Source organism: Leucobacter sp. NPDC058333, assembly GCF_042726155.1.
Classification (GTDB): Bacteria; Actinomycetota; Actinomycetes; order Actinomycetales; family Microbacteriaceae; genus Leucobacter.
Genome location: NZ_JBHXHV010000002.1, coordinates 347,232 through 359,615 on the forward strand (window position 1 = coordinate 347,232; position 12,384 = coordinate 359,615).

The 12,384-nt window shown below is 63.4% G+C and carries 12 protein-coding genes; 2 read left to right on the forward strand and 10 right to left on the reverse strand.

The window, feature by feature from the left end; all coding sequences use genetic code 11:
- Positions 1 to 145: 145 nt before the first annotated feature.
- The 4 genes from ACFWHR_RS09405 to ACFWHR_RS09420 all read right to left on the reverse strand — a co-directional run bounded on the left by ACFWHR_RS09405 (position 146) and on the right by ACFWHR_RS09420 (position 5,614).
- Positions 146 to 1,939 carry a dipeptide ABC transporter ATP-binding protein gene (locus tag ACFWHR_RS09405; RefSeq protein ID WP_382448042.1) on the reverse strand — a complete coding sequence of 598 codons (1,794 nt, stop codon included), beginning with the start codon at positions 1,937 to 1,939 and terminating at the stop codon, positions 146 to 148.
- Complete coding sequence (locus tag ACFWHR_RS09410) at positions 1,936 to 2,889, reverse strand: ABC transporter permease (RefSeq protein WP_382448043.1); 954 nt, start codon at positions 2,887 to 2,889, stop codon at positions 1,936 to 1,938. Before ACFWHR_RS09410 ends, ACFWHR_RS09405 begins: the two co-directional genes overlap by 4 nt.
- On the reverse strand, positions 2,882 to 3,808 hold the full coding sequence (locus tag ACFWHR_RS09415) for an ABC transporter permease (protein ID WP_382448044.1): 927 nt from the start codon (positions 3,806 to 3,808) through the stop codon (positions 2,882 to 2,884). The genes ACFWHR_RS09410 and ACFWHR_RS09415 overlap by 8 nt, the downstream gene beginning before the upstream one ends.
- A 186-nt stretch (positions 3,809 to 3,994) precedes the next feature.
- Entirely contained in the window at positions 3,995 to 5,614 is a 1,620-nt protein-coding gene (locus tag ACFWHR_RS09420) for an ABC transporter substrate-binding protein (RefSeq protein WP_382448045.1), read from the reverse strand.
- 239 nt (positions 5,615 to 5,853) lie between these two features.
- Here ACFWHR_RS09420 and ACFWHR_RS09425 point away from each other — a divergent pair, with 239 nt between their 5' ends.
- Positions 5,854 to 6,624 (forward strand): CPBP family intramembrane glutamic endopeptidase, encoded by a 771-nt coding sequence (locus ACFWHR_RS09425; protein WP_382448046.1) that lies wholly within the window; start codon positions 5,854 to 5,856, stop codon positions 6,622 to 6,624.
- A 184-nt stretch (positions 6,625 to 6,808) separates the two neighbouring features.
- Here ACFWHR_RS09425 and ACFWHR_RS09430 read toward each other — a convergent pair whose 3' ends face one another.
- From ACFWHR_RS09430 to ACFWHR_RS09440, 3 genes are read right to left on the reverse strand one after another with little or no spacing between them, the layout of a single operon-like run.
- Positions 6,809 to 7,513, reverse strand: a complete 705-nt coding sequence (locus ACFWHR_RS09430; RefSeq protein WP_382448047.1) for a hypothetical protein — start codon at positions 7,511 to 7,513, stop codon at positions 6,809 to 6,811.
- Between the two features lie 18 nt (positions 7,514 to 7,531).
- Positions 7,532 to 8,458 carry a homocysteine S-methyltransferase family protein gene (locus ACFWHR_RS09435; RefSeq protein WP_382448048.1) on the reverse strand — a complete coding sequence of 309 codons (927 nt, stop codon included), beginning with the start codon at positions 8,456 to 8,458 and terminating at the stop codon, positions 7,532 to 7,534.
- The gene (locus tag ACFWHR_RS09440; protein ID WP_382448049.1) at positions 8,455 to 9,300 is read right to left on the reverse strand and encodes a phosphotransferase; all 846 of its coding nucleotides are present in this window, start codon (positions 9,298 to 9,300) and stop codon (positions 8,455 to 8,457) included. Before ACFWHR_RS09440 ends, ACFWHR_RS09435 begins: the two co-directional genes overlap by 4 nt.
- Before the next feature lie 40 nt (positions 9,301 to 9,340).
- Here ACFWHR_RS09440 and ACFWHR_RS09445 point away from each other — a divergent pair, with 40 nt between their 5' ends.
- A complete protein-coding gene (locus ACFWHR_RS09445) occupies positions 9,341 to 10,555 on the forward strand; it encodes a multidrug effflux MFS transporter (RefSeq protein ID WP_382448050.1) in 1,215 nt (404 codons plus the stop codon).
- Positions 10,556 to 10,624: 69 nt separating this feature from the next.
- On the opposite strand, the gene ACFWHR_RS09450 is transcribed toward ACFWHR_RS09445, so the two are convergent.
- The 3 genes from ACFWHR_RS09450 to ACFWHR_RS09460 are packed head-to-tail and all read right to left on the reverse strand — an operon-like array spanning position 10,625 to position 12,308.
- Complete coding sequence (locus ACFWHR_RS09450; RefSeq protein WP_382448051.1) at positions 10,625 to 11,377, reverse strand: GTP pyrophosphokinase family protein; 753 nt, start codon at positions 11,375 to 11,377, stop codon at positions 10,625 to 10,627.
- A 57-nt stretch (positions 11,378 to 11,434) separates the two neighbouring features.
- On the reverse strand, positions 11,435 to 12,091 hold the full coding sequence (locus tag ACFWHR_RS09455; protein ID WP_382448052.1) for a DUF1345 domain-containing protein: 657 nt from the start codon (positions 12,089 to 12,091) through the stop codon (positions 11,435 to 11,437).
- A 7-nt stretch (positions 12,092 to 12,098) separates the two neighbouring features.
- The gene (locus tag ACFWHR_RS09460; protein ID WP_382448053.1) at positions 12,099 to 12,308 is read right to left on the reverse strand and encodes a DUF4287 domain-containing protein; all 210 of its coding nucleotides are present in this window, start codon (positions 12,306 to 12,308) and stop codon (positions 12,099 to 12,101) included.
- Positions 12,309 to 12,384 lie beyond the last annotated feature (76 nt).

Genomic DNA, 12,384 nt, shown 5'->3' on the forward strand with positions numbered 1-12,384 from the left:
TTGGACCTTTCGCTGAAGTTCGGGATCGCGGGGCGTCGCCCGCATACCCCTATCCCAGCGGTTCCGAGGCGTCCCGACAACGCACTGACGCCCTCGACTGTCCGGGGTGCCGGACAGTCGAGGGCGTCAGCGGAGAAGGGTGACGCTAGCTCGCGTGCGCCTGGGACCCGTTAATCCCAAGCTCGATGTGAGCGCCAGGGATCGCTGCCAGCAGGTTCTTCGTGTACTCCTCACGAGGATTCTCGAAGACCTCATCTGTGGTCGCCTGCTCCACGATGCGCCCCTGCTGCATCACGCACACGCGATCCGCAATCAAACGCACCACCGCAAGGTCGTGCGTGATGAAGAGGTACGTGAGCCCGAGCTCACGCTGCAACTCGGCGAGCAGATCCAGGATCTGTGCCTGCACCAGCACGTCCAGCGCCGATACCGCCTCATCGAGCACGAGAATGTCGGGTTTCAGCGCGAGGCCGCGCGCGACAGCAACGCGCTGTCGCTGACCACCCGAGAGCTCGTTCGGATAGCGCGACGCCAATTCACGCGGCAGCGCGACCTGATCGAGCAGCTCGAGCATGCGAGCATTGCGGCTCGCGGCGTCGCCCACGTTGTGAATCTTCAGCGGCTCGATGATCGTGTTGCCGATATTGTGCAGCGGGTCGAGCGATCCGTACGGATCCTGGAACACCGGCTGCAGGGTGCGGCGCAGGTCGAAGAGTTCACGCCGCGACATCCCCTTCGTCTCTTTCCCGGCAATCTTCACCGAGCCCGACGAGGGTTCTTCCAATTGCAGCACCATCTTCGCGATGGTCGACTTGCCCGATCCCGACTCCCCCACGAGGGCCATGGTCTCGCCGCGATTCACCGTGAAGCTCGCGCCCGCCACCGCGTGGAAGTCCTCTGAACCGAAGTTCCCCTTCCGGAGCTTGTAGACCCTGCCCAGGTCAGTGACCTCGATCATCGGCTCGCCGTGCTTTACCGTCGGCTTCGGCTCCTCAGCAAGTGCTGCGAGGTCGAAGGTCTGAGTGGGGGCGGTCGGCAGCGTCGGATCGTTTCCGATGCGCTTTGACGCGAGGCTCGGGGCGGCCGATACCAAGCGCTTCGTGTACGGGTGCTGGGGGCGCTCGAGAATCTCACGGCTCGGCCCAGACTCCACAATGTTGCCCTGGTACATCACGATCAGCTTCTCAGCTCGCTCAGCCGCGAGCCCGAGGTCATGCGTGATGAACACCACGGCCGTGCCGAGCTCCTGCGTCAGCTTCTGCAGGTGGTCAAGCACGACGCGCTGCACGGTGACGTCGAGCGCCGAGGTCGGCTCATCAGCAATCAGCAGCTGCGGGCTCGCCGCAAGACCGATACCAATGAGTGCGCGCTGCTTCATGCCACCTGAGAACTGGTGTGGATACTGCTTCATGCGCTGTTCAGCGTTTTGCAGACCCGCCTGTTCGAGTACCTGCACGGCGCGAGCGCGCACCTCCTTCTTGCCGGTGGCGAGGCCATTCGCACGGATCGCCTCTTCGACCTGGAAGCCGACCGACCACACCGGGTTCAGGTTCGACATCGGATCCTGCGGCACGAGACCGATCTCGCGGCCTCGGATGCGCTCCATATCGCGGCGGCCGATGCCAACGAGCTCGCGACCCAACCACTGCACTGAACCGCCGGTGACCTTACCGGTGCCGGGAAGCAGGTTGATGACCGCGTGCATCGTGGTCGACTTGCCGGAGCCCGACTCACCCACGATCGCCACGGTTTCGCCCGGATAGACGTCGAACCCGATGCCGTGCAGCACCTCGCGGCGCTCCTTCTTCACGCCGAACTCAACCTGGAGGTCTCGCACGCTCAGAATGGGCTGCGGAGCCACAACGGGTTGCTGATCCGCGTCTGAAATCGGTGTTGCGGCTTCTGCCGCACCCTGGGACATTGGCTGCTGATCACTCATCGCTGCGCCCTCGCTTTCGGATCGAGCGCATCGCGAACAACCTCACCCAGCATGACAAAGCCGAATACGGTGACCGCGAGCGCGAGGGATGGCCAGAGAAGAAGCTGCGGGTCATTGCGCAGATCTCGCTGGGCTGCGGAAATGTCATTTCCCCAGCTAACAAATTCGGCCGGGGGCAAGCCCACGCCAAGGAACGACAGCACGGCCTCCGCAACGATCGCCGCAGACAGCGAGATCGTGGTGACGACGAGCAGCGGCGCGATTGAATTCGGCAGCACGTGGCGAACTAGCGTCTTAAACCGCGACAGGCCGAGCGCCGTCGAAGCCATTACGAAGTCGGCATTGCGGACGCGCAAAATCTCGGAGCGCAGGATGCGCGCCGATACCGGCCACGAGAAGCCGCCAATCGCGAACGCGATCGTCAGTGGATTGCGGAATTCCTGGAACACCGTCATCACGATCACACCCGCGAGGATGTAGGGAATCGAAAAGAAGATGTCACCGATTCGTGAGATCACGGTGTCGACCCAGCCGCCGAAGAACCCGGCGAGTGATCCGGCAATCGTGCCAACCACAAACGTGATCATGACCACGAGGAGGCCCACCGACACGGAGGTGGACGTGCCGTAAATGATGCGGGCAAACACGTCCTGTCCTTGCGAGGTGAAGCCGAGGATGTGCCCCTTGGTCGGGCCTTCCTTCGACATTGCAAGGTCTGCGGCTCGCGGATCCACCGGGGTGAACAGGTGCGGGAATAGCGACACGGCAATCACGATGACAATCACGACGGCGGAGACCCAAAACATCGGCCGCCCGCGCATGTCGCGCCACGCGTCGAGCCAGAGGTTCGACTTCTTCTCATCAATCTTCACCGCGTCGACGGCGGCGACCGGCGTCTCATCGAACGGAGCGACGAAGTGCTCCATGTTCGGGTTCTTGGGCTCAGGCATAACGAATCCTCGGATCGAGTACGGCATACAGCAGGTCGACGATCAGGTTCACGCCGAGGTAGATGAGCACCATGAAGGTAACGAACGACACGACGAGCGAGTTGTCGCCCTTCAAGATGGCGCCGAACAGTGCGTTACCCACGCCGGGCACGTTGAAAATGCCCTCGGTCACGGTCGCACCGACCATCAGAATGCCGAAGTCGGTAGCGGTGTTCGTGATCGTGGGAATCAGCGAGTTGCGGAGTACGTGCACGGGAATGACGCGGCTGCGGCTCAGACCCTTTGCGTACGCGGTGCGAACGAAGTCTTGATTGAGGGTGTCGATCACCGATGATCGCGTAAGACGCATGCTCGTCGCGTACAGCGAGACACCGAGCACGATGGCCGGCATGATCAGGTCTTGAATCGGTGCACCGGTGCCCACCGTCGTGCGGAACCAGCCCAGCTTGATGCCGAGCCCCCACTGCGCGATGAAGGCGACCACGAAGATCGGCACGCTCATGAAGACGAGGCCGATGATCAGGTTGACGTTGTCAAAGATCTTGCCCTTGCGGAGGCCCGAGATCAGACCAACGGTGATGGCGATGACCAGCTCGATGACGATCGCCATAGCGGCCAGCTTGATCGTGACCGGGAACGTGCGGGCCAGAATCTCTGAGACCGGCTGCCCGGTGAAGCTGACACCGAAGTCGCCGACGAGCACTCCCTTGACGTACAGGAAGTACTGCACGATGAACGGCTGATCGAGGTGGTACTGCTCGCGCAGGCGATCCACGATGGCGGGGTCTGGCGTCTTGTCGCCGAACATCGCAAGGATCGGGTCGCCTGGCATGGCAAACACCATGAAGTAGATGAGGAATGTGGTGCCCAGAAGAACCGGGATCACCTGGAGCAATCGAAAGAGGATGTATTTCAGCATGAGACGCCTCCCCCTCGAGCGAAGTTGTTGAACATGGCGCGCTATCTCTCGCAGTGATGATGCGATGCAGTCTCAGAAACGTCGTTGGTTCCAGCCTGCAGGCTTGGTGGACCGGGCGCGGCGCGGTGGCACTGCGCCCAGCGGGGAGGCCCCGGGTGTGACACCCAGGGCCTCCGAGTGGAGCTGTTAGTTCTTGGTGATCTCGTAGTAGAGCGGCACCGAGTTCCAACCGAACTCAACGTTGTCGACGTTCTCGCCGTAGCCACCGTTGACGTTCTGGTACCAGAGCGGGAATGCCGGCAGATCCTCAAGCAGAATCTCCTGAGCTTCCTGGTACTTCTTGTTCGCGGATGCCGGATCGGTGTCGACCGAGCCCTCCTGCAGCAGCTTGTCGAACTCGGGGTTCGAGTAGTCGCCGTCGTTGGAGGATGCGTTCGTTGCGTACAACGGCCCGAGGAAGTTGTAGAGCCCCGGGTAGTCCGCCTGCCAGCCGGTGCGGAACGCCGTCTTGATCGTGCGGTTCGTGATTTCCTCGCGGAGCACGTCGAACTTCGGGTACGCCTTGCCAGCCGCATCGATGCCGAGCGTCGATGCGATGCTGTTGGTGGTCGCGTCGGCCCAGGCCTGGTGACCGCCGTCGGCGTTGTACGCGATCTCAAGGGTTCCGGACCACGGCGCAATGGCGTCGGCCTCGGCCCAGAGCTTCTTCGCCTCGTCGGCGTTGTACTCGAGCACGTCGGCACCCTTGAGCGAGTCGCTCCAGCCGTCGATCACGGGCGAGGTGAAGTCGCTCGCGGGGGTGCGGGTACCGTCGAAGATCTTGTCGGTGATCTGCTCGCGGTTGATCGCCATGGAGATCGCCTGACGACGCAGCTTCCCCTCTTCACCGGAGAAGTGTTCAAGGTTCTCCGGAATGGTGAACGACTGGAACACAGCGGCCGGCTGGTTGACTGCGCGGTCGCCCAGATCGTCCTGGAAGTTCGCGAGCTGCGTCTCAGGGATCTGATCGACGACGTCGACGTTGCCGCCGAGGAGGTCGGAGTACGACGCATCCTGCGTCGCGTAGAACTTGATGGTCACGCCATCGTTCTTCGGAACGCGGGGGCCGTTGTAGTCCTCGTTCGTAACGAGCTCAATCTGCTCGTCGTGCTGCCAAGCGTCGTCACCGGCGAGCTTGTACGGGCCGTTGACGACAGGGGTTTCACCCTGTGCCTTCATGTCGTCAAACGCCGAGTCGGGCAGCGGGTAGAAGGCCGAGTAGCCGAGGCGCTGCGGGAAGTCAGAAGCTGCCTTGTTGAGCTTGACAGTGAAGGTGGTGTCATCGACGACCTTCAGGCCGGGAAGCTCAGCGACGTTTTCTTCGTAGCTGAAGCCCTCGATGTCCTCGAAGAAGTAGCTGTTGAGCTGAGCGTTCTTGGCGTCGGCGCCGTAGTTCCACGCCTTCACGAAGTTCTCGGCCTTGACCGGAGTGCCGTCACTGAAGGTCGCATCGTCGCGAATCTTGATCGTGTAATTCGTGGCGTCGTCGCTCTCGATCGACGTGGCGATGTCGTTGTGCGCGGCACCGTCTGCGTCGTAGTACACGAGACCAGCGAAAATCAGGTCGAGGATCTTGCCACCGCCGACCTCGTTGGTGTTCGTCGCAATCAACGGGTTCTGCGGCTCTGAGCCGTTCGTCGAGATGATTGCCGCGCCGTCATTGCTACCGCCGTCGCTACTTCCGCCGCTTGACGAGCAGCCGGACAGGGCGAGAGCGCTTGCGGCGGCGAGGGCGATAAAGCCGTAGCCGATCCGTGATCGCTTCACTGGTTTCCTCCTTGAAATGTCCATCAAAATGCCCTCGAAAACGTGTGTCCGGGGCACCCGACAGAGTCGATAGTACGGATTCAGAATACAGACCTGTCAGACCGGATTGGCCCAATTCATCAGAGCGTGACGGCTTCGTAACAGAGCTCTGTAGCTCTCCGAGAAAACTTTGGCCCTCAACTTCGCTCGAACTGTAGGCACTCAACATGTCCGCCGAAATGCGGCGCTACGCTACCGCCATGACCAGTCGTGAATCACGCGCCCGCCTGTGGTGGGAAATTGTGATCGTGCTCGCGCTGTCGCTCGGCATGTCAGCCCTGTACTCGATTGTCAGGATTATCGAGCGACTCACACGCGACACTGCCCTGTCTCAGCAGAAGGCTCCGATCAACGTTTCGCTCGATCCGCGCCCGGCGTTTGATCTGGCATTTCAGCTGCTCGGTTTCGTGTCAGAACTCGCGCCCGTCGCTCTCGTGGTGTTTCTGCTCTGGTCGAATGCGCGCCCACATCTCTCGCGATTGGGTCTCGGGCGCGTCGCTGAGAATCAGGGGTGGATCCGCGAGTCAGGACGAGGTCTGCTACTCGCGGCCGTGATCGGTATCCCCGGCATCGCGTTCTACCTCGGGGCGAAGGCGATCGGCATCAACACGACGGTTGTTCCCACCGAGCTCGACGCGTACTGGTGGACGGTGCCGATCCTCGTGCTGCAGGCACTGCGCGCCGCGCTGAGCGAGGAGCTCATCGTCGTGGCGTATCTCTTCGATCGTCTGAAGCGTCTCGGCCTCGGCCCGTGGGCAGTCATCATGTCGAGCGCGCTGTTGCGTGGCACCTATCACCTCTATCAAGGGTTCGGCGGTTTCGCGGGCAATGTGATCATGGGCGTCGTGTTCGGGTGGGCGTACCACCGCTGGGGTCGCGCGCTTCCACTGGTCGTAGCGCACTGGATCCTCGACATAGTGAGCTTCGCGGGCTACCCCTTGGCCAGAGCCCTGTTCCCCACCCTCTTCTAGCTCCCCCTCCTCCTACCCCCCTACCCTCTCTTACCCCCTCTCGGGTGAGCGATTCCTGTCACTTTTCGGCGCATCAGCGTCAAATATTGCTCACCCGCAGGGGGCCCGCAGGGAGCCCGAAGGGCGCGCGGGGCTTGGGGAAGCAGGAAAGCAGGAAAGAGGGTAAGGGGCGAGGGGTTTGGAGTTAGCCCAGGGGCTTGAAGCTCTTTACGAAGGCGTCCGTGAGGCCCCAGAGTTCGTCGTAAAGTTCGGGCGCCGCCTCGCAGGTCTCAGCCGGCTTCAGCACCGTGAACTTACCGTCAGCGCCCTTCGTGACACCCCACTGGGTGCGCATCGCAGCGCACTCCTCTGGCAACGATTGAATCAGTGGGCTCGTGAGCTGGAGGTTCGAGTTGTCGGGAATGTTGTAGCTCGTCATCCCGAACTTTTGACTGAGCTGCGACGTCACTCCCCACGCGGGGATGTCGAGCGTACTCGTCGGCCCGACCTCGACCGCGGGAACCTTGTTCGGATCCTTCGTTTCCGGCTCCTCGGTTTCTTCGGCATCGTCGCTTGGCGTGGCCGACGGGGTCGGCGTCTCGCTCGGGCTCTCAGACGTCGTTGTGGTCTTCGATGAGGTGGCACCGCCCGCGTCATTTGCGCGCGCCATGTTCACCAACACGATGCACACGACAATCGCAATGACAGCGACCACGCCGACAACGATCCAGGGCAGCGCTTTGGGGGCGCCGCGGCCACCCTGTCGCTTCGGCTCGGTCACCAACTGCGCCGTGTGCACGCGCTCTGCCTGCTCGTATGACAGGCGCTCGCGCGCAGGAACTGGACGCGGCTCAGTGTGCGGATCATCGTCCGCTGGCCCGAAGAGTTCCTCGAATGGGTCTTTACTCACGTCGACAGCCTAACCAGGTCAGATGGAAACTTCGCGCAGGGAGCCCGCACCAGCGCCTCCGAGTGCCCGCTCAGCAAGCGCAGCGATGTGCGGCGCGTCAGTTCCGCAGCACCCGCCGAACACGGTGGCGCGCGGTGCCAGGCTCCGCAGTGCAAGCTCAGCGTCGGCAAACGTGACCGGCTCGTCGCGCTCCTCTGTATCGCCAGCGGCCCCAGCATTCAACCGAAAGCCGACGATGCGATCAAGCTCAGGCGCTCCCCCGGTCGCCGCGATACCCGCTGCCACCTCGCGGGGGTGAGCGCAGTTGATGAGGAATCCATCGGCCGCGCTATCGGTGGCCGCGTCGACCGCTGCGATCGCATCTGCGACCGCGCTACCGTCGGCGAGAACGCCGTCTGTGCCGACGACAAACGAGACGAAGACCGGCACGCGAGCGGCGACTGCAGCTCGCACCACGCCGATTGCCTCGGCGTCGTCAAGCGTCGTAACCGACGTCACGCGATCAGCGCCAGCTTCAGCGAGCGCCTGCACCTGCGGCGAATGGTACGCCTCGGCTTCCTCGGCGGTCATCCGCTCATCCGCGACGTACTCATCGAAACGCGGCCCGACGCAGCCGTTCACCGTCACCTCGGGTGAGCCCGCTGGGGCTCCCTCGTCGAGCTCGCGCACGAACGCGACGGCGTCCGCGTTCACTCGCGCGAGCTCAGCCGCCGAATACCCGAGCCCGGCACCCCAATCGGAGTTCGCGCGCCACGTCGGTGTATCGAGCACGAGCGGCAGCCGATGCTCGCGTGCCACCGCCAAGAAGGGTTCGTAGTAGTTGCGCAGCGCGATCCTGCCCGCCGCCGTGTCGAGTAGTACGAACGCCGCGAACTCAGGCAGTTCCTGCCCAAGTCGCTCGGTCAGCGCGGTTTCAATGCCGCCGTCGGTCACGGTGATCGTCATGATGCGTTCTCCTCGTTCGTTGCCGCCAGACGTTCATCGCGCAGCTCATCGCGAAGCTCACCGCGCGACTCATCGCGCAGCTCACCGCGAATCGCCTCGCGAATGCCAGCTCGCCGCCTCGAAAACCCCTCGACGCGAGCGTGGTGACGGTCCATGATGCCCGCGTCGCGCAGCGCCATCGTGCCCGGGTCTTGACGCTCGAGGCCAGCGCGCCAGCGGCCCGAGATGAGCGCCATACGCGCGTCGACGGCGTCCAACAGCGCATCGGGTGACACTCCGCCGTAGGCGCGCACGGCGATCTCTAGCCTTCTGGCGGCGTCGGCGGCCGGGATCTCACGCAACAGCGGCACCCCCGACCAGCACAAAAAGGCGAGGTCGTCGAGGGGATCACCCGGCCCGGCGCGATCCCAATCGATCATGCCCGCGAAGTTGCCATCGACAACGACCCAGTTGTACAGCCCGGGATCGTTGTGGCAGATCACCTGCCCGTCGGCCAGCGACTGCACGCCCTGACGCCATTCGACGGGGCCCGGGTCAAACTGCCGCACCGCATCGTGGAATCGCCGCAACCAGACGGCGGCCGCACCGAGCGCCTCGTCGCTGACGCTCGCGGCCTCTGGGTCGATCGTTTCACCGGGGAGGTAGTCGAGGATCTCGCGTCCGTCGGAGTCAATGCCGTGCACCCGCGGGATGCCGTCGAGGCCCCGCCCGTCAAGATGTTCGAGCAGGGCGTGCACCGCTGGAGTCCACGGTCCGGTGGGCCGGTGCACCCGCGTGACCCCGCTCGGCTCGCGCACGCGCCACACGCCACCCGACCCGCCAGGAAGATGCTCGCGCTCCATGACAGACACCGTACCGGAGCCGCGGGTAACATAACCAGTTGTGCCCGCACCCCTCGAACCTCAGCCGCGCCGGGCGCAGCTCGGCGTTCGGCTTCTGCTCGTGCTCGGGCTGCTCTCGGCGGTGGGGCCGTTTGGCGTCGATCTGTATTTACCATCGTTCCCGGCCATCGCGGCTGAATTCGAGACGAGCGCGACGGGCGTGCAACTTACGCTGACCGGGTTTCTCGTCGGCATCATGGTCGGGCAGCTCACGTTCGGTCCGCTCTCCGATCGCATCGGGAGGCGCGTTCCGCTGATCATCGGCGCATCAGTGTTTGTCGTTTCGAGCGCTGCTGCCGTGTTTGCGCCGACCCTTGGCGTACTCATCGCGGCGCGCGTGCTGCAGGGGTTCGCGGGTGCCGCGGGAATGGTACTCGGACGCGCGATCATCTCGGATCTTTCGGTGGGCACGTCGGCGGCCCGTTCAATGAGCCTCATGATGATGGTGAGCGGTGTTGCCCCCGTGGTCGCCCCGCTGGTCGGCGGAGTGCTCGCCGAGCCGCTCGGCTGGCGCGGGGTACTCGCCGTATTACTCGCGATCGCTGTCGTGATGCTCGTCGCGGTGATCTGGGGCGTGCGCGAATCACTTCCCGCTGGTCGGAGGGCGGAACTTGCCGATGCCCGTCAGACTGAGGGCAATCCCGCGCGACGGCTGTTGTCTCGCCAGTACATCGGGCACACGCTCACGTTTGCTGCGACGTTCACCGTGATGATGGCCTACATTTCGGCGTCACCATTTCTGTATCAGTCCATGCTTGGCGCCAGCGAGCTGCAGTACGCGATGCTGTTCGGGCTGAACGCGTTCGCCCTCATCACTACTGGCGCGATTTCAGCGCGAGCCGTGACGCGGTTCGGTGCGCGTCGGCTCGCCGCATTCGGGCTTGCGGGCGTCACCGCCGGATCGCTGACCGTGTTCATATCAGCGATCTTCTCGGCGTCACCGTGGGTGCTCGCCGCTGCCGTGTTCGTGGTTGTCGCTTCGGTTGGGTTCGTGCTCGGTAACGCGACGGCCCTCGCGCTCGCGGCGGTGCCGCGAGCCGCCGGCACTGCGTCGGCCCTGCTGGGTGCACTGCAGTTCGGATGCGCCGCAGCCGTTTCGCCCTTCGTGAGCGTCGGCGGTGAATACTCCGCGCTGCCGCTCGGAATCATCATGACCTCGGCCGCGACCGTCGCAATCATCGCCTTCGCGAGCGCGCGAGCGCGCACCCTGCACTAGGTCAGGCGCAGGGCGAGCGCGCACCCTGCACTAGGTCAGGCGCAGCGTGAGCCCGTGACCGGGAACTCGTTACACGCGGAAGACGTTGTCTGGCCCCGCGTGCACTTCGATTGGTGACGTGAGCAGGGGCGGTTCGCCGTGCAGCTGCACGTGCAGCCGTTCCATGCGCGTATCGAGTTCTGCGGCCGTCTCGGCAGCGTGCTTGAGTTCGCGAATGAGGGTGTCTGGCACCTGCCGCGCATACTTGTAGTAGATCTTGTGTTCGAGGCTCGCCCAGAAGTCCATCGCGATCGTGCGAAACTGCACCTCGACGGGCACATCGACGCGCCCCGTCGACAGGTACACCGGCACCGAGATGATCGTGTGCAGGCTCTTGTACCCATTTTGCTTTGGCGTCTCGATATAGTCTTCGACCTCGAGCACCGTGATGTCGTCTTGCTGTGTGAGCAGGTCGAACAGCTGGTAGACGTCGCGAATGAACGCGCAGGTCACGCGCACGCCCGCGATGTCGTAGATCTCGGTACGAATCACGTCAAAGTCGGTATCGATGCCGCGTCGCTCTAGTTTCGCGACCAGGCTCTCAACCGACTTCACCCGGCTCGATACGTGCTCGATCGGGTTGTATTCGTGCATGTGCAGAAACTCTTCGCGCAAGATGGCGAGCTTGGTCTCGACCTCTTCCATTGCGAATCGGTACTCCAGCATGAAGCGCTGCATCTGGTCGCCCAGCGTTCGCAGTGCGCTCGGCGAGATAGTGATCCGATCGTCTTCTGGATCTTCTGCAACGTGCAATTCGCGCGTTGGCTCCGTCGGGTCACTCATGGGCTCAGCGTACCTCCCCGCCCGAAAAACCGGCTGAGACTGAGCCAGCAATCCGCATCATCCGAGCCCAGCGACGAGGTTGATCACGGTGGCAAGAATGCCAGCGCCGAACAGGTACGCGAGCATCGTCTGGGCAATGACGAGACGACGAATATCGGTGCGCCCAATGTTTGTGTCTGACACCTGATAGGTCATACCGAGCCCCACTGAGAAGTAGGCGAAATCGACATAGCAGGGGTCTTCGCGCTGGTTGAAGTCGATACCGCGCTTCGCGTCTCCCGCACCGTTTTGCTCGTAGTAGAGCCTGGCGTACCGCAGCATGTAGTCGACGTGGATCAGCGCCCAGGACGCCACAATGCTTACGAGCGCAATCGCGGCGAGCACCAACGCCACGACTCCATCGGCGTGCCGCGCTTGCACGATAACAACAGCGACGGCACCCAGGCTGATCACGCTGCCAATGATGGCGACAAGACGCGCCGTTCGACGGCCGGGATCCTCGGCCGTGGCGTGATCCTGCGTGGTCTGCGGGCTCATTGACCAGACCTGCCGCAGCACCCATCCCGCGCTGATGATCGTGAGCGTGCCCCACCCCGCCAGCACACCGGCAGCAATGCCGAGTGCGAACGACACGGCACTGCCTACGCCGATGCCAATTACCGCCGCAACAGCCCAGCGCACGCGCACCTGGAGCAGAACAGGAAGTTCAGACATCGGCGCCTCAGGCGCCGTCGTGCTCAGCGCGGAACACGGCCACGAGCGCATTCGCGTGCCCGTGCCCCATGCCCTGCTCTTTCAGGAACGCGACCTGTTCCATGTGCTTCTGGCCAGCGACGGGTCGCAAGCGTTCGAACCACTCATCAATGCTGAGGCCATACTTTTGCTCGATCGACGGGAAATACGATTTCGGGCCCTTGACCTGTTCCGTCACGGTCGCCTCCTTGGGAGTGGTGTGGAGTGGTGTGGTGCTGGCACCGCCAAGCTAGCACGCAGCACAGACGTTAACG

Excerpts from the sequence above, each read along its gene's own strand:
- ACFWHR_RS09415 (WP_382448044.1), bottom strand. The coding sequence starts at position 3,808 with ATGCTGAAATACATCCTCTTTCGATTGCTCCAGGTGATCCCGGTTCTT.
- ACFWHR_RS09455 (WP_382448052.1), bottom strand. The coding sequence starts at position 12,091 with ATGTCTGAACTTCCTGTTCTGCTCCAGGTGCGCGTGCGCTGGGCTGTT.
- ACFWHR_RS09435 (WP_382448048.1), bottom strand. The coding sequence starts at position 8,458 with ATGACGATCACCGTGACCGACGGCGGCATTGAAACCGCGCTGACCGAG.
- ACFWHR_RS09410 (WP_382448043.1), bottom strand. The coding sequence starts at position 2,889 with ATGCCTGAGCCCAAGAACCCGAACATGGAGCACTTCGTCGCTCCGTTC.
- ACFWHR_RS09405 (WP_382448042.1), bottom strand. The coding sequence starts at position 1,939 with ATGAGTGATCAGCAGCCAATGTCCCAGGGTGCGGCAGAAGCCGCAACA.
- ACFWHR_RS09425 (WP_382448046.1), top strand. The coding sequence starts at position 5,854 with ATGACCAGTCGTGAATCACGCGCCCGCCTGTGGTGGGAAATTGTGATC.
- ACFWHR_RS09450 (WP_382448051.1), bottom strand. The coding sequence starts at position 11,377 with ATGAGTGACCCGACGGAGCCAACGCGCGAATTGCACGTTGCAGAAGAT.
- ACFWHR_RS09440 (WP_382448049.1), bottom strand. The coding sequence starts at position 9,300 with ATGGAGCGCGAGCATCTTCCTGGCGGGTCGGGTGGCGTGTGGCGCGTG.